The organism is Haloarcula rubripromontorii (assembly GCF_001280425.1).
Lineage (GTDB): Archaea > Halobacteriota > Halobacteria > Halobacteriales > Haloarculaceae > Haloarcula > Haloarcula rubripromontorii.
On record NZ_LIUF01000009.1, the window covers coordinates 1 to 22497 of the forward strand.

Annotated in this window: 21 protein-coding genes; 12 read left to right on the forward strand and 9 right to left on the reverse strand. The window is 61.4% G+C overall.

Going from position 1 to position 22497, the window contains the following annotated elements:
* Positions 1-461 (forward strand): IS1595 family transposase (locus AMS69_RS18025; RefSeq protein ID WP_155120001.1); only part of this gene is annotated, 461 nt, incomplete at its 5' end.
* Between the two features lie 171 nt (positions 462-632).
* Here AMS69_RS18025 and AMS69_RS18030 read toward each other — a convergent pair.
* Entirely contained in the window at positions 633-1961 is a 1329-nt protein-coding gene (locus tag AMS69_RS18030; RefSeq protein ID WP_004516282.1) for a Cdc6/Cdc18 family protein, read from the reverse strand.
* Between the two features lie 605 nt (positions 1962-2566).
* On the opposite strand from AMS69_RS18030, the gene AMS69_RS18035 reads away from it, so the two are divergent.
* Positions 2567-3364, forward strand: coding sequence for an N-acyl homoserine lactonase family protein (locus AMS69_RS18035; protein WP_053969432.1), 798 nt, complete (start codon positions 2567-2569; stop codon positions 3362-3364).
* A gap of 18 nt (positions 3365-3382) precedes the next feature.
* On the opposite strand, the gene AMS69_RS18040 is transcribed toward AMS69_RS18035, so the two are convergent.
* Positions 3383-3565, reverse strand: a complete 183-nt coding sequence (locus AMS69_RS18040) for a hypothetical protein (protein WP_053969433.1) — start codon at positions 3563-3565, stop codon at positions 3383-3385.
* Between the two features lie 69 nt (positions 3566-3634).
* Positions 3635-4354, reverse strand: a complete 720-nt coding sequence (locus AMS69_RS18045) for a DICT sensory domain-containing protein (protein WP_053969434.1) — start codon at positions 4352-4354, stop codon at positions 3635-3637.
* Between the two features lie 266 nt (positions 4355-4620).
* Here AMS69_RS18045 and AMS69_RS18050 point away from each other — a divergent pair, with 266 nt between their 5' ends.
* From AMS69_RS18050 to AMS69_RS18075, 6 genes are all read left to right on the forward strand, one after another.
* The gene (locus tag AMS69_RS18050; protein ID WP_053969435.1) at positions 4621-6519 is read left to right on the forward strand and encodes a 2-oxoacid:acceptor oxidoreductase subunit alpha; all 1899 of its coding nucleotides are present in this window, start codon (positions 4621-4623) and stop codon (positions 6517-6519) included.
* Positions 6520-6522: 3 nt separating this feature from the next.
* Positions 6523-7461 (forward strand): thiamine pyrophosphate-dependent enzyme, encoded by a 939-nt coding sequence (locus AMS69_RS18055; RefSeq protein WP_004516277.1) that lies wholly within the window; start codon positions 6523-6525, stop codon positions 7459-7461.
* Between the two features lie 85 nt (positions 7462-7546).
* A complete protein-coding gene (gene lrpA1 / locus AMS69_RS18060) occupies positions 7547-7975 on the forward strand; it encodes an HTH-type transcriptional regulator LrpA1 (protein ID WP_004591923.1) in 429 nt (142 codons plus the stop codon).
* Between the two features lie 35 nt (positions 7976-8010).
* Positions 8011-9726 carry a DHH family phosphoesterase gene (locus AMS69_RS18065; RefSeq protein ID WP_053969436.1) on the forward strand — a complete coding sequence of 572 codons (1716 nt, stop codon included), beginning with the start codon at positions 8011-8013 and terminating at the stop codon, positions 9724-9726.
* A 38-nt stretch (positions 9727-9764) separates the two neighbouring features.
* Entirely contained in the window at positions 9765-10556 is a 792-nt protein-coding gene (locus AMS69_RS18070; protein WP_053969437.1) for a CBS pair associated ParBc domain-containing protein, read from the forward strand.
* 75 nt (positions 10557-10631) lie between these two features.
* On the forward strand, positions 10632-12335 hold the full coding sequence (locus AMS69_RS18075; RefSeq protein WP_053969438.1) for a methylmalonyl-CoA mutase family protein: 1704 nt from the start codon (positions 10632-10634) through the stop codon (positions 12333-12335).
* Positions 12336-12403: 68 nt separating this feature from the next.
* Here AMS69_RS18075 and AMS69_RS18080 read toward each other — a convergent pair whose 3' ends face one another.
* From AMS69_RS18080 to AMS69_RS18100, 5 genes are all read right to left on the reverse strand, one after another.
* A complete protein-coding gene (locus AMS69_RS18080) occupies positions 12404-13810 on the reverse strand; it encodes an HTTM domain-containing protein (protein ID WP_238378577.1) in 1407 nt (468 codons plus the stop codon).
* A gap of 151 nt (positions 13811-13961) precedes the next feature.
* A complete protein-coding gene (locus AMS69_RS18085) occupies positions 13962-14228 on the reverse strand; it encodes a DUF7520 family protein (RefSeq protein ID WP_004516272.1) in 267 nt (88 codons plus the stop codon).
* 213 nt (positions 14229-14441) lie between these two features.
* Positions 14442-16226, reverse strand: coding sequence for a cytochrome c oxidase subunit I (gene ctaD / locus AMS69_RS18090; protein ID WP_053969439.1), 1785 nt, complete (start codon positions 16224-16226; stop codon positions 14442-14444).
* Between the two features lie 157 nt (positions 16227-16383).
* Positions 16384-16635, reverse strand: a complete 252-nt coding sequence (locus AMS69_RS18095) for a DUF6684 family protein (protein ID WP_053969440.1) — start codon at positions 16633-16635, stop codon at positions 16384-16386.
* A 63-nt stretch (positions 16636-16698) separates the two neighbouring features.
* Positions 16699-17094, reverse strand: a complete 396-nt coding sequence (locus AMS69_RS18100; RefSeq protein ID WP_053969441.1) for a DUF7541 family protein — start codon at positions 17092-17094, stop codon at positions 16699-16701.
* Positions 17095-17183: 89 nt separating this feature from the next.
* Here AMS69_RS18100 and AMS69_RS18105 point away from each other — a divergent pair, with 89 nt between their 5' ends.
* Positions 17184-19718, forward strand: coding sequence for a DUF7527 domain-containing protein (locus AMS69_RS18105; protein ID WP_053969442.1), 2535 nt, complete (start codon positions 17184-17186; stop codon positions 19716-19718).
* Between the two features lie 9 nt (positions 19719-19727).
* On the opposite strand, the gene AMS69_RS18110 is transcribed toward AMS69_RS18105, so the two are convergent.
* On the reverse strand, positions 19728-20033 hold the full coding sequence (locus AMS69_RS18110) for a hypothetical protein (protein WP_004516266.1): 306 nt from the start codon (positions 20031-20033) through the stop codon (positions 19728-19730).
* Positions 20034-20211: 178 nt separating this feature from the next.
* Here AMS69_RS18110 and AMS69_RS18115 point away from each other — a divergent pair, with 178 nt between their 5' ends.
* The 3 genes from AMS69_RS18115 (at position 20212) to AMS69_RS18125 (ending at position 22491) form a co-directional block, all read left to right on the forward strand.
* The gene (locus tag AMS69_RS18115) at positions 20212-21588 is read left to right on the forward strand and encodes an adenylosuccinate synthase (RefSeq protein WP_053969443.1); all 1377 of its coding nucleotides are present in this window, start codon (positions 20212-20214) and stop codon (positions 21586-21588) included.
* A 111-nt stretch (positions 21589-21699) separates the two neighbouring features.
* Positions 21700-21894, forward strand: coding sequence for a methytransferase partner Trm112 (locus tag AMS69_RS18120; RefSeq protein WP_053969444.1), 195 nt, complete (start codon positions 21700-21702; stop codon positions 21892-21894).
* Positions 21895-21927: 33 nt separating this feature from the next.
* Positions 21928-22491, forward strand: coding sequence for a DUF7524 family protein (locus AMS69_RS18125; RefSeq protein WP_077067834.1), 564 nt, complete (start codon positions 21928-21930; stop codon positions 22489-22491).
* Positions 22492-22497 lie beyond the last annotated feature (6 nt).

The window sequence follows — 22497 nt, forward strand, 5'->3', positions numbered from 1 at the left end:
ACCAAGAGTCGCGCTCGCGTGCTCTCTCGAAACGCGGACGAGGAACGTATGAGGGAGACAAACCGCCAGTGTTCACGCTCGTTGATCGCGGCAGCGGTCAGCGATACGTCGTCCCAGCGAAATCCACCGATGAAGCGACCGTGCGACTCCTTCTCGACAACCACGAGAAGGAGTCGCTGACCGTCTACACGGACGGATTTCGGGCCTACGATCCACTCGACGATGACGAGAGCTTCCACCGAGAATCAGTAATTCACGGTGACGGCGAGTACGTTGATGAAGACGCACACGTGAACACGTGCGAGAGCCACGCGTCGCTGGCGCGACGGTGGCTCTCGCCGCACCGAGGTGTCTCAAAAGACAAACTGACAGCGTATCTCAGACCGTTCCAACTTCGGCGACGAGTCCTCCGCAAACCGGGACGAGAAGCACTGAAACAGATTATCCGAGAAGTTCTCTGACTCACCAACAATGTACTTCACAAGAGCGTATTGTTGATTCTGGGTACACACACCACCGTGCAACTGTTCTGGGTGTCACAATATGGAGACTGCCGCTGAACACACACACACACACACCACCGTGCAAGTGTTCTGCCGCGTGAGCCGGAGGGGGGTGTGCAAAAACGCGGGCTATGTGAACTGCCAGAGGTTCTGTTGCTCGTCGTCAGTAGTGTCCGGTGCCTCGAATTCAGTCGCCTCGTCTTCCAGATAGTGTTCGAGAATCCCGTTGACGTTACTGGGTACGGCATCGCTGTAGGAGGACTGGAGCGCGGCGTTGATGATATCGGTCGGGTCGTCGGTGACTTCGTAGATGTACTTGCGCCCGCCCTTGCGACCGAGGTTACGCTCGGCCGAGCGGACCAGCCCCTGCATCGAAAGCTGGTCAAGGAACTCGTAGATTTTCCGTTCGGACTTCACGCGGCGACCGCTCGACTCCGCGATAGAGGAGTAGAGGTTGTAGATCCGTTTCGTCGACGCTTCGTGTTTTGGTTCGATGAGTGCAAGCGTCGTCGCGAGATACGTTAGCGCCTGCTGTGAACTCAGGTCGTGCTCGAAGTAATCCAGCAGTTCGTCAGTCTCAATAGTGTCTGTCGCCCGTCGTGTATGCGCTTCCGTCACACCGTCTGCGCCTTCCATCCGCGCGTACTCTCCGGCCTTTTCCAGAATTCGAAGTCCCTGTCGAACGTCGCCCCGTTCCTGTGCCGAAAATGCCGCCGCAAGCGGGACGACGTCTTCGCCGAGAACGTCCTCCCGGAACGCGATGTCGGCGTAGTAGCCCAGAATGTCGCGGAGTTCGGTCGCGTCGTACGGGCCGAACTTGATCTCTCGCTCGCCCAGCGTCGATTTTACCTTGGGTTCCAGCACGTCGACGAACTTGAGGTCGTTCGAGATACCGATGAGTCCGACCTTCGCATCGGTAATCGGCGTGTTCTCGTTCGCTTCAGCCCGCGGCAGTTCATACAGGAAATCGTTCCGCGCGTCCGCTGGAATGTTGTCGATCTCGTCCAGAATGATGAGGACGTTCCCACCAACAGCCTCGATCTCTTCGTAAAGAAATTCGAAGACGCTGTCAGTGCTGTAGCCGCTCTCTGGGAGTTGATTCTCAGGATCCCGAAACTCGTTGACGAGCGTGTTCACCAGTGCATACGCTGACCGGTAGTTCCGGCAGTTGATCGGACCAACAACGGTAAGCGGGATATCTTCAGCCTCGGCTTTCTCCTCAAGTTTATCTCGTACCCATTTCGTAACAGCCGTCTTTCCGACGCCTGTTGGACCGTAGACGAAGACGTTGTTGGGGTCGTGGCCAACGATGACATCCTGCAGCGCGTTGATGTAGAACTCGATCTCCTCGTCGCGGTGAAAGATCGTATCCGGCGTGAACGTGTCTTTTTTCAGCGGTTGCTTTCGTTCGAAGATCGCATCAGTCCCATCGAACGGGTTCTCGTTCACGTCGACCATGTGTGCCACCTTTTGAGTGACCGTATATAAAACCAGTGACCACCGTTCAAGTGTTTCAAGTGTTCATGCGACGAACAGTCACACACCACCCTGCAAGTGTTTCTCCAATCCTTCTTGAAAACAGGCACTAACGATCCGCTATACGGAGAGCTGATCTAACACACTTGAGTCCTGCGATTCTTGCTTCTTTGATCAAAGATTGGATGTAGAACTAGAATACTATTTTATATCTTATGATATATGAAACAATTTCTGGTTCATGGTGACTAGCGTATTCTATAGAATATACCGCCAGTAAGTCTTCTACCATACCTAAATCACCGCAGTGAGCTACTGATCTAATCACATAATCTTAACAGAGCAGAGCAATATCGGCCCCATTTAAATAAAATAAAGGGGGCACCACCCCTCCCCACCCCACCCCCGCAAACGCCAAGAACACTTGCACGGTGGTGTGTGTGGGTCCCCCTCTGTGAGCGAGATTTTGTATAAAAATACCCCAGACATCTATCTGACGTGCAGTCTCACAACACAACGACCCGCAGAATGCACCCACCCACTACACACGGCATCGTCTTTACTTTGTGACAGCCCGTAGACACCGTATGGACGATCTCACAGTAACGTTCGTCGACCGGGGCCGCATACAGGCTGACCGAAACTTCGTCGTCGACGGGCACAGCGTTGCGACGGCCTCGGACCGCGACCCCGAACACGAGTACGAAACGTACGTCGTGTGGAATCTCGTCATCGAAACGCCCGAGCTGACCGTCCTCTGGGACACCGGCTCGCACCCGGAGGCTGGCGCGGGGTACTGGCCGACACCGCTGTACGAAGCGTTCGCACACGCCGATGCCGCCGAGCACACCCTATCAGCAGACCTTGAAGGTGCAGGCTACAGCCTCGACGAGATCGACGCTGTCGTGATGAGCCACCTGCATCTGGACCACGCCGGTGGCCTGCACAACTTCGCGGGAACAGACGTGCCGATCTACGTCCACCGTGACGAACTCCCGTTCGCGTACTACAGCGCCAACACGGACGATGGCTCTATCGCCTATCTCGCCAGCGACTTCGACCGCGACTTGAACTGGGAGATCGTCCACGGTGAGAGCTATCATCTCACCGATGGTGTCGAACTGCTGCACCTCCCCGGACACACACCGGGACTCATGGGCGCGTTCATCGACCGGCCGGAACAGCCGCTGCTGGTCGTTGGCGACGAAGCGTACGTCGAGGCCAACTACGCGGGCCAGCCCATGGCGACGAGCCTCCTGTGGAACAACGGCGCGTGGAAGGAAAGCCTTGAGCGGTGCCGCGACCGCCAGCGGGCCACAGGGGCCGAAGTGTTGCTCGGCCACGACCTCGCGGTGTTTGAGGACGTATCCGAGACGATGGGCTGAGACACAGTCAGCCTCAAGTCAGTCCGAGACAGCGACAAGGGTTCGGCGTTCGCCGTCTTCAGTCGCTACGACCCACCGGTCATCGTGGCGCTCGACGACTGCCCACACGCCGAAAAACAGGTGTAACTCCAGTTCGAGACCGCTGACGCGTTCGCCGGTCTCCTCGTTCCAGAACTCTCGGGACTCATCGACGTTCGTCATGTCACAGACGAGATGGCAGCCAGCGGCGGGCCATGGCAATGGCCGCGTTGGCCAGTTCGAGTGCGGCTGTCACTGTTCGAGGTAGCCGTAGGTCTCTTCCAGATAGTCGATGATCCAGTCGACCGTCGACTCGTCGTACGTCCAGAAGCCGTAGAACTCGCGTGGTTCGCGCTCCTCAGCCAGCAGGGCGCACTTCTGGGTTGGGTCACCGCCGCCGTCGAACACGACGAACCACGAGTCGGCGATCTCGTCCGAGCGTTCCAGATGGAGCGTGAACGTGCTGTACTCGGGTGGGTCGACGTCAGGGACGGCATAAGCGTGAACGTCCACGTCGGTCTCGCCCAGCCGCTCGTAGAGGTCGAGTTCGCCCTGCAGGGTCGAGAGCGTCTGGAAGCCGGCGTGTAGGGTCCCCTGGCCCACCCGCCACGCGCGGTCCTCGATTTCGCGGGACGCGGCAGTCATCCGCTGGATAGACCACGAGGTGAACATCGTCTCGTCGAGATGGTCGAGAATCGACGCGTACGGGCTGTTATCCCGCGTGATGTACTGGCGGCCTTGTTCGAGCGAGTCGGTGAACGAAGTGAGACTCGCGGCTGCGATGACCTCTTCGTCCTCGCTGAGGGTGATAAACTCGCCCGGTCGCCCGCTCTCAGTCTGCTCGGTCTGAACCTGAACGTTACGGTCCGCGAAGCGCTCGCGCAGGTCTTCGGCGGCTGTCGGCCCGGCGTTGAAGATAGTCAGCGTCTTCTGGTGGTCTTCGACGCCAGCGATGAGTTCCGTTAACGACATCCTCGACTGTACAACGGTACTCACTGTGTTAGTCGTTGCGGGAAGGAGTTCCGTGACGTACTGCTAGTGGGTACTAACTGTGTCTCGAACGGATGTGTTGCCCCTGTGACCCTCCCCACCAGTGACGAACCCTCATTTCGAAAACAGCAATCTGAGGTCCTGAGCCGAAAGATAACGATTAATGAGTGGTGATGTAGTGGAAAATCTTTAGTCATGGCCCCCCAACGGACTGATACGGCACCAGAGCTGGGGCCGAGGATTTCACCATGACAGACAACGAACTAATCTGGCGAATCGCCGGTGGTTCCGGTGACGGAATCGACTCGACAAGCCAGAACTTCGCGAAGGCCTTGATGTGGTCGGGGCTGAACGTGTTCACACATCGTCATTACCCGTCGCGTATCCGCGGCGGCCACACGTACGTGGAAGTACGTGCGAAGGACGAACCGGTACAGTCCCGCGGGGACGGCTACAACTTCCTGCTGGCCCTGGGTGACTCCTTCGCCCGGAACCCACAGGAAGAGGCCTACTACGGCAAAGAAGAGCTCAAACCGCTGTACGAGAACTTCGACGACCTCCGAGAAGGTGGCGTGCTCTTGTACGACGAGGGACTACTCGACGACGAGGACGTCGACGAGATCGGTCTCGAAGAGGCCGCCGAGGAGAACAACTGGCACGTCGTCCCGATGGACCTGCGTGGCATCGCCAAGGAACACGGCCGCGAGATCATGCGGAACACGGCCGGCATCGGCGCGACCGCGGCCATCCTCGACATCAGCACCGACGAGTTCGAGAAGCTCATCACGCAGAACATGAGCGGCGACATGCAGGAGGCGAACCTCAACGTCCTGCACGACGCCTACGAAGCCGCCAGCGAACTCGACATCGACCACGACATCGAGGTCCCCGAAGGCTCCCACGACGAGGAGCAGGTCATCCTCTCAGGTTCGAACGCCATCTCCTACGGCGCAATCGACGAGGGCTGTCGCTTCATCTCGGGCTACCCGATGACCCCGTGGACCGACGTGTTCACCATCATGTCCCAACACCTGCCCGAGTTCGGCGGCATCTCCGAGCAGGTCGAGGACGAAATCGCGGCCGCGGCGCTGGCGCTCGGTGCGTCCCACGCCGGCGTGAAAGCCATGTCCGGGTCCTCCGGCGGTGGCTTCGCGCTGATGTCCGAGCCGCTCGGACTCGCAGAGATGACCGAGACGCCGATCGTGCTGGTCGAAGCGATGCGAGCCGGCCCCTCGACAGGGATGCCGACCAAGCCCGAGCAGGCGGACCTCGAACACGTCCTGTACACCTCACAGGGCGACTCCGCCCGCGTCGTGTTCGCGCCGGCGAACATCCGCGAGTGTTACACGCAGACCCGCTCTGCGTTCCGCATCGCCTACGAGTACCAGATCCCGGCTATCGTCATCTACGACCAGAAGATACAGGGCGAACTCAGGAATCTCCCTGCCAGTCACTTCGACGAGGAACCGAACGCCGACCCCGGCTCGGTCCTCACCGAAGAGGAGATTCAGGACGCGGCACACCACTCCTCCGGGAAGTTCCAGCGGTTCCTCCACGAACCCGAGGACGGCTCGAACGTCAGCCCGCGCTCCGTGCCGGGCCAGAAGGACGGCCGCTTCCTCGCGACAGGGAACGAGCACAACCCATCGGGCCACATCAGCGAGGACCCAGAGAACCGCGTCGCCCAGATGAACCGTCGGCTCAACAAGCTCGACGACATCCGTGCTGATCTGGACGAAAACACGTCCCATCAGACCTACCATGGACCCGACGAGGCCGACTACGGCATCCTCGTGTGGGGCAGTCAGCAGGGGACCGTCTTCGAGGCCGTCGACCGGCTCAACGAGAACGGTCACTCCGTGAAGGCGCTTGGCGTCTCCGACATGGCCCCGTACCCGAAAGAGGAAGTCTCCGAGTGGCTCAAATCAGTCGACGAGGCGCTCGTCGTCGAGATGAACGCTACGGCCCAGTTCCGCGGTCTGACCCAGAAGGAACTCGGCAAGTACGGCGACAAGATGTCGAGCCTCCTGAAGTACAACGGCAACCCCTTCGAGCCCGCCGAGATCGTCGACGGGTTCGAGTCCAGCATCGACGGCGAGGAACTCGCCGCGAGCAACATGAAGTACCTACCCGCGGCAGGTGACTAACCTATGAGTGCATTCTCAGCAATCAACGAAGAACGCGAAATCGAGCGCGACGAGTTTACACCCGGCATCGAACCCCAGGCGACCTGGTGTCCGGGCTGTGGCGACTTCGGCGTCCTCAAGGCGCTCAAGCAGGCCATGCCGGAAGTCGGCAAGAACCCCGACGAGGTCGCGCTGTTTACCGGTATCGGCTGTTCGGGTAAGCTCAACAGCTACTTCAACAGCTACGGCTTCCACACCATCCACGGCCGCTCGCTGCCCGTCGCCCGGGCCGCGAAGCTCGCCAACCCCAACCTCGAAGTCATCGCGGCTGGTGGGGACGGCGACGGCTACGGTATCGGTGGGAACCACACCATCCACACGGCTCGTGAGAACCACGATATGACGTATATCGTGTTCAACAACGAGATCTTCGGGCTGACAAAGGGCCAGACATCGCCGACATCGCCCAAGGGCCACAAGTCCAAGACACAGCCCCACGGGTCGGCGAAGTCGCCGATCCGGCCGCTGTCCCAGCAGCTCAACGCCGGCGCGACCTACATCGCCCGGACCGCGGCTGTCAACCCGAACCAGGCCAAGGAGATCATCGCCGAGGCCATCGAGCACGACGGCTTCGCGCACATCGACTTCCTGACCCAGTGCCCGACCTGGAACAAGGACGCGAAACACTACGTCCCGTACACGGACGTCCAGCAGTCCGACGAGTTCGACTTCGACGTCTCGGACCGCGCGGAAGCCGCCGAGATGATGCGAAAGACCGAGGAGCGCCTCTACGAGGGCGAAGTGCTGACCGGTCGGATGTACATCGAAGACGAGCGCCCCTCCTACGGCGAGGAGAAGCGCCAGATCGGCGAGATGCCCGAAGAGCCGCTCGCGGAGCGGTACTTCGACGAGGACGCGGAGTGGGAGCGGACCTACGACAACCTCCTCGAACACCACAAATAAGACTCGCTGCCGGACTGCAAATACCACCTCGAACGACGGTTTCCGGTTCGGAAGATATTTTTTCATGCACCGAAAAGATTAGTCCATGAGTGCCGAGTCTACGGAGCGTCGAATCCTGTCGGTCCTTGAGGAGGACGCACAGGCCTCGTACGCAGAAATCGCGGAGCGAGCCGACGTATCGAAACCGACAGTCCGAAAATACATCCAGAAGCTCGAAGAGGAGGGTGTCATCGTCGGGTACTCCGCCGATGTTGACCCGAAGAAGCTAGCAGGCCAGTCAATTGCCCTGGTCGGCATCGATATCGCGAGCGATTGCTACGTTGAGGCGACGCGGAACCTCAAAGAGATTCCGGAGATGGAAGAACTGTACACGTCAAGCGGTGACCACATGCTGATGGCGGAGGTCCGAGCGATGGACGGCGATTCGCTGGCGGATGTCATCGAAGACAAGATTCTCGCTCTCGACGGCGTTACCGCCGCACATCCGTCGTTTCTCCAGGAACGGCTGAAGTAACGGGTTTTTAGACGCTCCAGCGCTGACTGCACGGTATGCCTTCTCGGCTGGTGCTCGGCCTCGGGCCAACGGCCGCGGACATTCTCGACGCGATTAGCGGCGACCGCGGCGATCTGGCAGTCGTGACGCAGGACGAGCACCGTGCTGAAACGCTTCGAGCGGACGGAATCGATGTCCACGAAGCCGACCAGGCCGATCCGTCCGTTCTCGGCGGTCTTGACATCCAGCCCGAAAGCGTCATCGTCGCCAGCGAAGACCCAGCACAGAACGTCAACGCGGCGATGACCGCGCGTGACCGCTTTCCCGACGCGTTCCTCCTCGCCTACGCCGGGCACGGCGCGACGGTCGACCAGCGCGACCGACTCGACAGCGTGGCGGATCGGCTGGTCACGCCGGAGACAGTCATCACCGACTACGTCACCCAATCGGCCGGCGACGAAGGAACGCGAGCCAGACAGCTCCATCAGGTACTCCGGGACATCGACGACCATCTCGCCGTCGTCACGCACGATAATCCCGACCCTGACGCGATTGCTAGCGCTGTCGCCCTCGGCGCGCTTGCTGAACGGGCCGATTGCGAGGTGACGATCTGCTATTACGGGGAGATCTCCCATCAGGAGAATCGGGCGTTCGTCAACCTCCTCGAATTCGACCTCCGGAACCTCGATGCTGAGTCGCCGGACGAGCTGGAAGCGTTCGACGGGTTCGCGCTCGTCGATCACTCCAGAGCCGGTGTCAACGACCAGCTCCCGCCGGAGACACCTATCGACATCGTCATCGATCACCACCCGCCGCGTGTCCCAATCGAAGCCCGCTTCGTCGATCTCCGCAGCGGCGTCGGGGCGACGAGCACGCTGCTGGTCGACTATCTCCGGCGGTTCAACGTCGACATTCCGACGCCTATCGCAACGGGCCTGCTCTTTGGCATTCAGGTCGACACCAAGGACTTCCGGCGTGAGGTCTCCGCCGCAGACTTCGAGGCCGCCGCACACCTCGTCACCGACGCCGACATGGCGACGCTCCAGCGTATCGAAGACCCGAGTGTGAGCCCGGAGACGCTGTCAGTCATCGGCCGCGCGATTTCGAACCGCGAACAGGAGGGGTCAGTGCTCTTGACCGGCGTCGGCGAGATCAGTGACCGCGACGCGCTCGCACAGGCGGCCGACAGGCTACTTGATCTGGAAGGCGTCCATGCGACGATGGTGTACGGCGTCGTCGACGAGACAATATACGCCTCCGCTCGGGCGCGTGGGGCGGACATCGACCTCGGCGAGGCGCTCCGGGACGCCTTCGGGCAGATCGGGTCCGCAGGCGGTCACGCCGATATGGCGGGCGCACAGATCGACCTTGGGATGATTACCGTCGACGACCGCGAGGAGTCGCTGGCGGAAATCGTCCGTTCGATCGTCTCGGACCGGTTCCTCGACGCTATCCAGTCACGGTCCCACCGGCTGCTCGGGCACGTCTACGCCCGCGCCGACTACGACGTGGCCGCGTTCACGGAGTCGACGGCGCTCAAACAGGACAGCGAAGATACCCCCGCGACGGCTGAAGACGCATCTGGGGAAGTCGATGACGAGAGTACAACGGACTGGAACACCGATGTGATGTTTCTGGAAAACGGCGACGAAGGCGGCGGTGACGAGTCAGCGCAGGCAGCCGACGCGGCTGAACCGACAGACGACGAGTCAGAGCAGGGGGCGGACGGCCCGGAAACACTCATCGAACCAGACGACAGCGACCGGTCGTAGGCGAGCCTTTTTTATTGCCGGTCGAGAACTCTGTCCCGATGGAGGACTCGAATCGGCCGACGGTCGGAGACTACATGACACGGGAGGTTGCCACCGTCGAACTCGACGATACCGTTGGCGAGGTCGCCCGACGGATCGCCGATAACGACCACTTCAGCGGGTTTCCGGTGACTGACGGCCGCCGCGTCGAGGGGTTTGTCAGCGCACGTGACCTGCTGCTCGCGGAGGACCACGAGCCGATGTTCCGCGTGATGACCGACGATATCCTCGTGGCGCACCCGGACATGGCCGTCCAGGACGCCGCGCGCGTCATCCTGCGGTCGGGGATCCAGAAACTCCCGGTTGTCGACGACGCCGGCCACCTCGTCGGCATCATCTCAAACGCCGACGTGATTCGCTCACAGATCGAGCGGGCGACACCGGGCAAGGTGGACAAGCTTGGCCGGACGCTCGAGAACATCCACGGCATCACGACACACGAAGGCCGCCGCGAGGTAGAGCTTGACGACCTGACGCCGACACAGACGACGGTGTACGCCGACGAACTCGAAGGACGGGTGTACGAACTGGAACGAGGACTGGCGGAACCGCTCGTCGTCATCGACAACGGCGGCGACCTCCTGCTGGCGGACGGCCACCACCGCGTGAAAGCCGCCGCACGGCTCGACATCGAGGAGATGGACGCCTACGTCATTGTCCTCGATGAGACGGTCGAACTGGGGATGGCCGAGACGGCTGCGGACTCCGATCTGGAGTCAATCGACGATATCGAAGTCGTCGACTACGCTCACCACCCGCTCGTGCAGACGACGGAGCGACTCCAGGACTAGTCCGTAGCGATGTGATTGACGCTAGCACCCCGCTTTCCCCGAACCTTCTTACTAAATCATGACATACACCGGAGTATGTTCGACGAGTCGGACCTCCAGCGCATCCGCGAGCGGAAAGACGAGTGGGAAGCCGAGACACTGGACCCCGTACTGGACGCTTATGGCGAACGCAAAGAGCAGTTCGCAACGGTCTCAAACCTCGATGTAGACCGGCTGTACACGCCACTCGACGTGGACGACATCGATTACGAGGCGGACATCGGCTTCCCCGGTGAGGAGCCGTTCACACGCGGCGTCTATCCGACGATGTACCGCGGTCGGCAGTGGACCATGCGGCAGTTCGCGGGCTTCGGGACCGCTGACGAGACCAACGAGCGCTTTCACTACCTCATCGACGAGGGCCAGACCGGACTGTCGACGGCCTTCGACATGCCGACGCTGATGGGGATCGACTCAGACGACGTGATGGCTGACGGCGAGGTGGGCAAGGAGGGCGTCGCCGTCGACACGCTGGCGGATATGGAGCGGCTGTTCGACGGCATCGACCTCGGTGAGGTGTCGACCTCGTTCACGATCAACCCTAGCGCTCCCGTTATCTACGCGATGTACATCGCGCTGGCCGACCAGCAGGGCGTCCCGCGGGAGGAGATCCGTGGGACGCTCCAGAACGATATGTTCAAAGAGTTCATCGCCCAGAAAGAGTGGGTTATCCCACCGGAGCCGTCGCTGAAACTCGTCACCGACACCATCGAGTTCGCCAGTCAGGAGACCCCGAAGTTCAAGCCCATCTCGGTGTCGGGGTATCACATCCGTGAGGCCGGTTCGACGGCGGTACAGGAACTCGCGTTTACGCTCGCGGACGGCTTCGCCTACGTCGAGGACTGTCTGAACCGGGGTATGGACGTCGACGAGTTCGCCCCACAGCTCTCCTTTTTCTTCAATTCGCACAACTCTATCTTCGAGGAAATCGCGAAGTTTCGCGCGGCCCGGCGCATCTACGCCCGTGTGATGGACGACTGGTACGACGCGGAAGCCGACGCCAGCAAGCAACTGAAGTTCCACACCCAGACCGCCGGTCAGTCACTGACCGCTCAGCAACCGCTGAACAACATCGTCCGCGTGACGATTCAGGCCCTCGCGGGTGTGCTGGGCGGGACTCAGAGCCTCCACACCAACAGCTTCGACGAGGCCCTGGCACTCCCGTCCGAGCAGGCCGTTCGCGTCGCCCTCCGGACGCAGCAGATCATCGCGGAGGAGTCGGGTGCCGCCGACATCGTCGACCCGATGGGCGGCAGTTTCGCCATCGAGTCACTGACCGACGAAGTCGAAGAAAAGGCGATGGCTTACATCAATCACATCAGGGACGAACTCGGCGACGGGTCGGTCCGCGACGGCGTTATTCAGGGGATTCAGGACGGCTACTTCCAGCGTGAGATTCAGGACGCCGCCTACGAGTACCAGCAGCGCGTCGAGAACGAGGACGAGGTCATGGTCGGCGTCAACAAGTACACCGTCGAGGAAGACACCGAACCCGAGATTCTCACCGTCGACGAGGACGTACAGGAGCGCCAGCGGGACAAGCTCGCGACGGTCAAGGCAGACCGCGACGACGCGGCCGTGGAAGCAGCGCTCGACGAACTGCAGCACGTGATCACCGATGGCGGGAACGTCATGCCCGTCATCATCGACGCGGTGAAAGCCTACGCGACGATGGGCGAAATTATGGCCGTCTTCGAGGCAGAGTACGGGAGCTATCAGGAGACAGCAAGCATTGCCTGACTGCTAGACTATCCGTTCATTGTCGTCTTGCCCACTGTCTCCGATGTGGAGACCACCGCATCACCTGCTCATGCACACTGATACGACCCAAGCCGTTCCTGATCAACGGACTCAGGCCCGTTCAGGTTGGTCGGCTCTGTCAGGAGAACCAAATCCACGCGGTCGATAGCGTCGTCGTGGCTTTGATTCCATTGCGAACACAGATACGTTGCGAGCGACCGTCGAAGACTGGATTTGTGACGGGCTGTGCCGAGGAACTTTTTCCAGCGCGGGTTTGGAATCCGGTCGGATACCTCCGCTGGCCGAGAGAGATTGACCGGCTCCCCGGTAAGCGCGTCAATCCGTTGTCCGGAGTCCAGGGTTGCCGGGGCCGCGTACCACCACGTTTCCTGTGGGGGGTCCGGCGCAAACATATTCCAGCTCCGGGCTTCGATTCTGTCCGGCGTTCCTGTCGGTGCGGGGACGAATCCGACCGCGATAGCGTTGAGAACGACAATCGCGACGACCCCGAGCGCCGCTAGCGAAGACGCCGTCGTGGGGAACCGGCTCTGCGAGGGACCTGCCGCAGACTCCGGCCGCCGCGGGCGCAACGCTTCAGTGGCGGCGGGCCAATGGTCCGCGAGCGCGTCCCAGAATGACGGCGGGAAAAACAGGACCAGTCCGACAATAGAGACAAGCGGGAACACGCCAAGCTGAAACGAGAGCGCCATACAGATGTGCGCGGTGACGAACGCCGCGACCAGTCCAGTCCGATACCGTCCGGTCCAGATGAGCAACAGCGGGGACCCGACGAGCAAGGCGAGCCAGAGCCAGTTCCCCAGGACCAGCACCACGTCCCAGCCTGCAACCACATCACCAACGCGGACAGTGAGGTGGTCGAGCTGGAACACGTATCGCACTGCAGTCCCCCGGTGCCAGTGTGTGCCGCGAACCTTCATGAGGCCGTTCGTCACGTACACCGCCAGCACTTGCAGGAGGATGCCTGCAGTACCGGCGGTGGCGACCCGTGTCGAGGCGGACTCCGGCGGCCCATCTTCCCAGCCACAGCCGAGCGGGAGCAGGAGGCTCCAGAACAGCAGCCGGCGAAACAGCGTATCGCCGGCGTTGAGGATGACAGGGTTCCGGAGCTGTATCGCTACGAGCAGGACGAACGCGATGCCCGCACTCAGACGGGGACGGTAGCCGACCACCAGCGCGAGTGCTGCGAGTGCTGTCAGTCCGAAGACTACTACCGGCAGCCAGACCGTCCCCGAGAGAGCGAGCGGCGATGTGGTCCCCAGAACCGGATACAGTTCAGTCAGTGTCGAGCGCGGGAGCGCGCCACTGTCGGTGTAAAACGCACCGATGTCCGACCACCGCAGCGCGATGTCGGTGAGGAGACATAGTCCGAGCAACACTCTAAACGCTGCAAGTGCGCGTCGGTCAATAGCGATACGGCGGACCAGCCGCTGACGGCGGGCAAACTCGGAGAGCATCTGTGGGGAGGGCGACGAGACACTGACTTAGTGTCACGTATGCGATTAGAACCCACTTTTCAGCCGGGTTGAATTAAAGTAACGGAATGTAGAGATCAGGCAACAGGAGACCGGACATCGCTATACGCAGAGTGTGATGCCACACCGCCTCTCAGGACCCGGCCGCGTCGTCGATTCGCTCAGAGACGTATATCACGAGGCCAAGCAACACGCCGAGGACGATACCAATAGTGACGAATCCGTAGATAGCGACGCCAAACGGCGTCGGCGGCAGTGCGATCACACCGAACAGTTCCGGTTCGAGGTCCTCCGGTCGGATGCTGCCGAGAACGAACCCCATCACTCCGGCAAGAACAACGATAGCAACGTACAGGCGAAGGACGATCTGCCGTCCAGACCTGGCCTCAACTTCGCTCATGTGGGACCAACGGCGCGAAGACGATTAGCCTTTTTCACTTCCACGCCGTAGCTATCCTATGTCACAGAAGGAGCTACTGTTTCTCGTCCTGACCGGAATTGCACTCATGATGTTCGTGACGGCTATGGTGCTCGTTTCTGGCGCAAGCTAACGGGCACTGTCAGTTCGGTCGTGGCTACAGAGGAAGCAAAAGCAGCGAAAACAGCGGGACGCTTACGAGTCGTCTTGTTCTTCCTGACCGCCGTCGGCGAGTAGCGACGGGTCCTTCTCCGGGCTGTCAGCTTCGAGTTGCTCGTCGAACCACTGGAACTCGCGGTCCAGCATGCCGTCGCGCTCGAGGTTCCACGGGTCGCCGTCCTCGACCTTCGGGCCTTCGAGCCAGGACTGGACGATGTTCCAGACGAAGAACAGCTGGCCGATAAACAGGATGACTGCGCCCACCGTCGCCGCCTGGTGGAACGTCGACACCTGCGTCAGTGGCGCGATAGCGCCGTCGAACTGGTAGGTGGCGTAGCGCCGGGGCATCCCCAGATAGCCCAGCGCGAGCATCGCGAAGAACGTGATGTTGGTCCCGATCATCGAGAGCCAGAAGTGCGCCTTCCCGAGGGTGCGCTGGTACATCCGGCCGGTGAATATCGGGAACCAGTAGTAGATGCCGGCGAAGGCCGCGAAGCCGATGGCCCCCATCACGATGTAGTGGAAGTGGCCCACGACGTAGTAGGTGTCGTGGAGGATCAGGTCGACGGGGATGGAGGCGAGGAACACGCCCGTCACGCCGCCGATGATGAAGTTCGAGACGAAGCCGATACAGAACAGCATCGGCGTCGTCAGGCGCAGACGGCCGTTCCACATCGTCGTTATCCAGTTGAACGTTTTAACGGCGCTCGGTATTGCGATAGCCAGCGAGACAGCCATGAACGACGCCCGGAGCCGTGGGTCCATGCCCGTCGAGAACATGTGGTGGGCCCAGACGCCGAAGGAGAGGACTCCGATTGCGAGCGTCGAGTAGACGACGAACTTGAAGCCGAACAGTTTCCGGCCGGAGAACTTCGGCAGGATGAGGCTGACCAGTCCCATCGGCGGCAGGACGAGGATGTACACCTCAGGGTGGCCGAAGAACCAGAACAGGTGCTGCCACAGCAGCGGGCCACCGCCCTCAACGGCGAAGAACGTCGTCTGAAGGTTCCGGTCCAGCAGCAGCATCACGATGGCGCTGCCAAGCAGCGGGAACGCGAACAGGATCAGCGCGGACTGGGTGAGAATCGTCCACGAGAAGATGTCGAGGTTCGCCCAGTTGACCTCCTCGTTGCGCTCCGTGAAGATGGTCGCGATGAAGTTGATTGCGCCCATCGTCGCTGCGACGCCTGAAAGGTGTAGCCCGAGCAGCATCAGGTCGACACCGGGGTTCGCCTGCTCGACCGACAGCGGCGTGTACATCGTCCAGGCCGTGCGGGCCGGCTCGATCATGTTGTCGGTCACCGGCGCGAGGAAGAACCCCGCCCAGATCAGCAGTGCTGCCGGCGGGAGGAGCCAGAACGCGATGGCGTTGATACGTGGGAACGCCATGTCGTCCGCTCCGATGAGCAGCGGGATGAAGTAGTTCGCGAACGCCGCGATGATGGGCGTCCCGAACAGGAACAGCATCGTAATGCCGTGACTCGTCAGGATGGAGTTGTAGGCGTTGTTGCCAAGGATGGCCCCGGCGGGCGTGACAAGCTGGATACGAATGAGCATCGCCATAATCCCACCGACCGCCAGAGCGATGACCGCGTACACCCCGTACAAGAGACCGATGTCCTTGTGATCGACAGTTGTTAGCCAGCGAATGATACCTGCGGGTTTCTCACGGTTGATGACCGTTGTCTCGTCACCCGTGACGGCCCCGCCACCCGCGAGCGGCGTATACGAACGCCAGTTCTCGACACGGGTGAGAAGCGCGGCGACGCCGACGAGGAGGACGGCCATCAGCCCCGTCAGCACAATATCTCCTGCTACCATAGTCGTCCTTCAGGACTGGGACATTATCAAAGGGTCGATTCCTGCAGCAACGACGATGCTCATCGGGCATTGAAACCGCAGAAAGAAGGAACACCTCACACTGTTTCCCGGTGGTGGGCGCGGTCGGTTTCAGAAACGGTCTGTCCGCGCTATCCGCTCAGTCTTCGTGGCCCAGTTCGCCGTTCTCTTTCTCAGCGTTCTCGACGGCCTTCCCCGCGTAGTAGGTCAGGACGGCGAGCAACAGGAACATCGAGATGATCAGTGCGAACTGCATCCCGGAGAAGACGGGATCGGTTCCGAACGCCGGGAACGCGGCGAACGCGACGATGAAGAAGAAGAGAATCCCGAGCGGGATGACGTTCACGGTGAGGTCGAGCAGGGTATCTTTTTCGAACCCGAACAGTGCCATGCTTTCTCGTTAGAACAGGCCAGTAAATAGAGTGTTGGTTTCCGAATCGGGCTGGTGCCCGCCTCAGGCTGCGGTCTGTTCCATAACCGAGGCGACGCCGCCCATCGCGATCATCACAGCACCCGCCACGGCGACGGCCACCAGCCGAGTGAACAGCGGCCCGGTCCCGACGTTCGACAGCGCGATATCGGCGACTGGGACTTGCCAGATGGTAAACGCGGCGGCGAGGACGATAAGAACGACTCCGACTCCAAGCAGGGTTGGCCAGGGTCGTTCCACGTACCCGGACTCGGTGAGGATACCGGCGATACTACCGCCAAACAGTATCAGGCCGAAGACAGCCACCGGAAAGAGTCCGACGAACACGCCAATTTCTGACAGTGCTAATCCCAGTGCGACAAACAGCGGCCACGGACTCGCGGTCGGATACTGGTCGCTTAGTCCCGGCTCCTCTACCATACCAGTTCTTGTGGCCGACTCGGCATATGTCCATCGGACTGCGCCCGTGGGCACAAACTATTTGTTCACCATCCGGCTTGGTGGGAGTAATGAGTACACGCACGGTCGAACGGGTCGACGGCTGGGAGTCGGTTCCGTTCGACGGCGGGTTCGCGGGCCTGCAGGACCTCGCCGGACAGGAGTTCTCCGGCGCGGTCATCGCGGGTCCGACGCGCCTGTTCATGTTGAACGGGACCGTCGTCGGCGTCCTCGACGGCACCATCGAGGATTTCGAGGACGCGTCAGGAACAGCCAAACGGTCACCGCACGAGGCGTTGCCACTGCTTGCAGTGATGCAGGAGCGCGCCGACGAGGTGAAAGCACAGTACTACACTGAAGATACAGCGCTTGCAGAAGTCGACCAGACACTGTCGAGCGGGAACTTTACCGGCTTTATCGAACTCTCCGAGAACGTCCTCTCGGGCGACTACTACACTGTTTACCATCAGGGCCGCTCTATGAGCGTCGCCTGGGTCGGCAACTCAGATACGCTGCTCACCGATGACGAGGCGTTCGAGACAGCCAACGACGAGGTCGGCATCTACGAGGTCATGCCGGTCGACATCGAGCCGATTGAGATTCCGGAACCGCCGGACGACGAAGCGGACGCGCAGTCAGCGGACCCAACGGCCGCCGGCGTCGACCCGCTTGACGCTGATGAGGCGGCTGTCGCCGACGAACCGGCCGACACTGGTGCCGCAGACGCCACGCCGGCAAGCGAGGCAGAACCCGACGGGGCAACGCAACACGACGATGTCAGCGACGACCCTGTGGAACCATCCTCGAACCCGGACTCCGTCGAAGAGACTGTAGCCGATGGAACCGACGATGCTGGACAGGCCCAGACCGAAACAGAGTCGACACCGGACCGTGGCCCCGCAAGCGGTGGCCCGCCGGGATCGAAAGCCGCCGGCGCGACTCCGGACCGGTCCCGCCGCAGTTCCGGGTCAGATGCGCAACCGAACGTTGACGAAAGCCCGAAAGCGGATACCCGGCCAGACAGTGGATCGACCGACCGGGAAACAGAAGTTCCCGACACCGCGACACAGACGGAACCCGACCGCGACGCCACCGAACGGGAGACCGGAGTGCGTGAGAATAGCGGGGAAACCGAGCAGCAACGCCCGGCGACTGAGCCGTCACAGACACAGGGGGCCCAGCACGCCAGCGCACGAAGCGCCTCACCACGGAGCGACCAGGCGGATTCGACAGAACGTCGCGCCCAACCGGGAGACGCGAAACCGACCCAGAGCACCGAGTCACGACCCTCCCAGCCACAGTCCGGGACTGCTACTCCGACGCCAGAAGGCGCTACTGGCGGGTCAAGTGCGGATCTTGAGACGCGTTCGGTCCCGTCGCTGGACCCGAACAAGTCCGGCGGTGCGCAGGAAAGCACAGCCACCAGCGTATCACCCACGCAGACGCCACCGACGGGTGGGAAACAGGCGTCGACACCGCGACGTGACCAGCCGGCACAGGACGACTCGACGCCGTCGACCGAATCCAGCGTCCAGGGACCAGCACCGGCTCAGGAAAGCCGTGGGACAACCGAGAAGGACCCACAGCCGGCCGATGCGCCGCAGCCACAGCCGTCGACAGGGGAGCAACAACAGTCGACTGCCAGTGAGGAACCGAACCCACGCGACCAGGAACGCGTGAGGGAACTGGAATCTGAACTCGAGCAGCGAGCCGAGACGGTGTCGGAACTCGAATCGGAACTCACCGATCTGGAGGCGACGAATCAGGAACTCCGGGACGAGCGCGACCGACTGGAGTCAGAGCTAGCCGACGCGCGGGCCGAAATCGACCGGCTGGAGGAACAGCTCGACGAGCAAAACGATACCGCTGCAGGTGGGACCCGGCTCAGCGCCGGCGAGGCGATAAACGGGACGAACCTCTTCGTCAGATACGATTCGAAAGGCAAGGCGACGCTTGAGGAGGCCAAGGACGGCGAGGCGAGCCGCGAGGAGGTCGAGGCGAATCTCAGGCTGGAGTATCACACGCAGTTCGAGGCCGAGGGCGCAGCGGTCAACGGGACGCCCTTCGAGGAGTTCCTCGAAGACAGCATCCAGTACCGCTTTGTTAACTGGCTCATCCGGAACCTCCTCTATGAGATTCGAGATACTGGCCACGCGGGGGCCATGAAAGACCTCTATGAGGGGCTTCCGGCTATCGACCGCGCCGAACTGAACGGCAACGTCACAGTGACCTACACGGAAGACGGGCAGGAGAACCGCTCGCAGGAACGGTTCGATGTGGTCGTCCGCGACCGGATGGGGAACCCGCTGGTCGTCGCAAACATCAACGACTCGCGCGAACCGGCCTCCGAGGGCCAGATGTCGGACCTCATCCGGAACGCCGAGCGGGTCGGTAACGCCTCCGGGTCGCTTGCGTCGGCGTTTCTCGTCACGAGCAGTTTCTTCGAGCCGGGCGCGCTCGAAACCGCCGAAGAAGCTACCTCCAGTGGACTGTTCAACCGGGATAAGCGCAAGAGCTTCGTGAACATCTCACGGAAAAAGGGCTTTCACCTCTGTCTGTTAGAAGCGAGAAACCAGGAGTTCCACCTGGCAGTCCCGGAACTCTGAGAAAGAAGCTTAGCCTTCGATTTCGGCCGCGTCTTCGATCTTCATACCTTCGAGCTTGTCGATGATTTCGTCGACCTTCTCGTCGAGATCGTCGACGAACTCACCGGTCTGTTCGGTCGTGATCGCACCCTGGCTGGAGGGCTCGATGAGGTTCTCCTCTTCGAGAACGCGCAGGGAGTACCGCACCTTGTGGTGCGGGTAGCCGGTTTCGTTGGACATCTTCACGATACCGATAGGCTCGTTCTCGATAACCATGCGGAGCACCTGCAAGTGGCGCTCTAGCATGTCAACTTCCTTTTCAAGCCTGTCTATCATGGCAATTGTTAACTTGTGTTTGCGGTATTTAAAGGTTCTCCCTCGGAGAATCGCTACAACGTTGATACGTTCGAACAGGGGTGTCTTAAAACCGTCGTAACGGTTCACATGGGTACTGCTCACGAGCGTGAGTTCCGGACCGTAATCTGTTTATCACGGTGGCTGGAAGGTGCGTGCGATGACCGTAACCATCGTCGGCTCACAGCTCGGCGACGAAGGGAAGGGCGGCATCGTCGACCTGTACGGTGACGACGTAGATGTCGTCGCGCGCTATCAGGGCGGCGACAACGCCGGCCACACCGTCGTCCACGAGGGCGAGGAGTACAAGCTCTCGCTGGTTCCGAGCGGAGCCATCCGCGGCAAGGTCGGCGTACTCGGCAACGGGTGTGTCGTCAATCCGCGAACGCTGTTCGACGAGATAGACACGCTTCAGGAACGCGGCCTCGACCCGGACGTTCGCATCGCCGAACGAGCACACGTCATTCTCCCGTTCCACCGCGTGCTCGACGGTATCGAGGAGGAAGTAAAGAGCGAAACCGATCAGGAAGTCGGGACGACGGGCCGCGGTATCGGCCCGACCTACGAGGACAAAGCCGGTCGGCGCGGCGTCCGCGTCGGCGACCTGCTCGACCCGGACGTACTCCGGGAACGCCTCGAATACGTCGTCCCGCAAAAGCGGGCTGTCGTCGAGGACGTGTACGACCTCGACATCGACGAGCTTGACGACCCGGACGCCTTCGACGTGGACGCCATCTTCGAGGAGTTCCGCGAGTTCGGCCGCCGCTTCGAGGCCGAAGATATGACCGTCAACGCCGGAGCGTTCCTCAGCGCGACCATCGACGAGGGGCAGAACGTCATGCTCGAGGGCGCACAGGGGACCATCATCGACATCGACCACGGGAACTATCCCTACGTCACCTCTTCGAACCCGACGGCCGGTGGCGCGGCGACCGGGACCGGACTCAGCCCCGGCGTCGTCGGTGACGGCGAGGTTATCGGTATCGTGAAGGCATACCTCACCCGAGTCGGCAGCGGCCCGCTCCCGACCGAACTCGGCGGCGTCGTCGGCGATACGCCCGGCTACGACGAACAGGGCGAAGGCGAAAACGAGGAACTGGCGAACTACATCCGTGAGGAGGGGGGCGAGTACGGCACTGTTACCGGTCGTCCGCGGCGAGTCGGCTGGCTCGACCTGCCGATGCTCCGCCACTCCACGCGGGTTTCCGGTTTTACCGGCCTCGCCATCAACCACCTCGATGTCCTCGCCGGCCTCGACGAAGTGAAGGTCGGCCACACCTACACGCTCGACGGCGAGGAGTTGGCGTCGATGCCCGCGACCACCGAGCAGTGGAAGCGCTGTGAAGCCAATTTCAAGTCCTTCGACGGGTGGCCCGAGGTCGACTGGGCGGACGCCGCCGACGAGGGGTACGAGGCGCTGCCGGAGAACGCGAAAACCTACGTCGAATACATCGAGTCCGAACTCGACACCCCGGCCTACGCCATCGGCGTCGGCCCCGGCCGCGGCGAAACTATCGTCCGCGAGCAGCCGTTCTAGCAGGCGCTCCGTTCTGACTCGACGGTCGAGTTCACACACGATTACCCGGCGACGGGGCGATACCACTGGGAGAGCGGCAGACTTTTGCGACCGCCGGTCTTGGTCGAATGTATGAAAGAGGACCTGATGGAAATTATCTGCTGCCCTCTGGACAAGCACGACCTCGACCTCGAAGTGACGGAGCGCGACGACGGCGAGATTCTGTCGGGCGAACTCGTCTGCACCGAGTGCGGTGAGACGTTCCCCATCGAGGACGGCATCCCGAACCTGCTCCCGCCGGACATGCGCGACGAGGCACCGGCCTGAACCTTTTTTTCCTCGCCACGCGGAGTCACGTCCGTGCCTGACTCCCTGCCCGTGCACCTCAACCGGACGGACATCCACAGTCTGGAAGTTCCAAACGAGTTCGACGCGACAGGGAGTTTCGACGTTCGATTAGTCAACCACGGCGAGGCCCTGCACGTCCATCTTCATCTCGACGACTCGCTCTCTTCTGTCGCGTCGCTCGACGCCACAAACCACCACGTACGGACCGAAACCGATCGATTAGTCAGAGTGACTGTCGACGGTGACGGGCCAGTCCGTGGCAAGCTAAAGGTCGTGACCGGATACGGCGCCGAGACCCGATACATCGACATCTATATTCCGGAAGGTGGGACCGAGAACGAGCCAGTCATCGTCGACGACGAGCTGTCGAAACCACAGCCGAAACCGGCGGCAGAATCAGAATCCAGCCTCGAAGACCTGTCTGCGGGACCGATACTGGCGGCTGGCGGTTTCACGGTCCTGGTTGCGGGACTCATCACGCTGGTGCTCACCGAGAGCGTGCTGTTGACCGTCGTCGCCGTACTCGCGGTCGCAATCGTCATAGGGCTCCTGTCCATCGCCGTTCGCTCCTCCTGACGCCCC

What these genes read in the sequence shown, in the direction of transcription:
- AMS69_RS18075 (WP_053969438.1), top strand. Translation starts at nt 10,632, where the DNA reads ATGTTCGACGAGTCGGACCTCCAGCGCATCCGCGAGCGGAAAGACGAG.
- AMS69_RS18070 (WP_053969437.1), top strand. Translation starts at nt 9,765, where the DNA reads ATGGAGGACTCGAATCGGCCGACGGTCGGAGACTACATGACACGGGAG.
- AMS69_RS18055 (WP_004516277.1), top strand. Translation starts at nt 6,523, where the DNA reads ATGAGTGCATTCTCAGCAATCAACGAAGAACGCGAAATCGAGCGCGAC.
- AMS69_RS18035 (WP_053969432.1), top strand. Translation starts at nt 2,567, where the DNA reads ATGGACGATCTCACAGTAACGTTCGTCGACCGGGGCCGCATACAGGCT.
- AMS69_RS18040 (WP_053969433.1), bottom strand. Translation starts at nt 3,565, where the DNA reads ATGACGAACGTCGATGAGTCCCGAGAGTTCTGGAACGAGGAGACCGGC.
- AMS69_RS18080 (WP_238378577.1), bottom strand. Translation starts at nt 13,810, where the DNA reads ATGCTCTCCGAGTTTGCCCGCCGTCAGCGGCTGGTCCGCCGTATCGCT.
- AMS69_RS18030 (WP_004516282.1), bottom strand. Translation starts at nt 1,961, where the DNA reads ATGGTCGACGTGAACGAGAACCCGTTCGATGGGACTGATGCGATCTTC.
- AMS69_RS18065 (WP_053969436.1), top strand. Translation starts at nt 8,011, where the DNA reads ATGCCTTCTCGGCTGGTGCTCGGCCTCGGGCCAACGGCCGCGGACATT.
- ctaD (WP_053969439.1), bottom strand. Translation starts at nt 16,226, where the DNA reads ATGGTAGCAGGAGATATTGTGCTGACGGGGCTGATGGCCGTCCTCCTC.
- AMS69_RS18105 (WP_053969442.1), top strand. Translation starts at nt 17,184, where the DNA reads ATGAGTACACGCACGGTCGAACGGGTCGACGGCTGGGAGTCGGTTCCG.
- lrpA1 (WP_004591923.1), top strand. Translation starts at nt 7,547, where the DNA reads ATGAGTGCCGAGTCTACGGAGCGTCGAATCCTGTCGGTCCTTGAGGAG.
- AMS69_RS18095 (WP_053969440.1), bottom strand. Translation starts at nt 16,635, where the DNA reads ATGGCACTGTTCGGGTTCGAAAAAGATACCCTGCTCGACCTCACCGTG.
- AMS69_RS18110 (WP_004516266.1), bottom strand. Translation starts at nt 20,033, where the DNA reads ATGATAGACAGGCTTGAAAAGGAAGTTGACATGCTAGAGCGCCACTTG.
- AMS69_RS18100 (WP_053969441.1), bottom strand. Translation starts at nt 17,094, where the DNA reads ATGGTAGAGGAGCCGGGACTAAGCGACCAGTATCCGACCGCGAGTCCG.
- AMS69_RS18120 (WP_053969444.1), top strand. Translation starts at nt 21,700, where the DNA reads ATGAAAGAGGACCTGATGGAAATTATCTGCTGCCCTCTGGACAAGCAC.
- AMS69_RS18050 (WP_053969435.1), top strand. Translation starts at nt 4,621, where the DNA reads ATGACAGACAACGAACTAATCTGGCGAATCGCCGGTGGTTCCGGTGAC.
- AMS69_RS18115 (WP_053969443.1), top strand. Translation starts at nt 20,212, where the DNA reads ATGACCGTAACCATCGTCGGCTCACAGCTCGGCGACGAAGGGAAGGGC.
- AMS69_RS18085 (WP_004516272.1), bottom strand. Translation starts at nt 14,228, where the DNA reads ATGAGCGAAGTTGAGGCCAGGTCTGGACGGCAGATCGTCCTTCGCCTG.
- AMS69_RS18045 (WP_053969434.1), bottom strand. Translation starts at nt 4,354, where the DNA reads ATGTCGTTAACGGAACTCATCGCTGGCGTCGAAGACCACCAGAAGACG.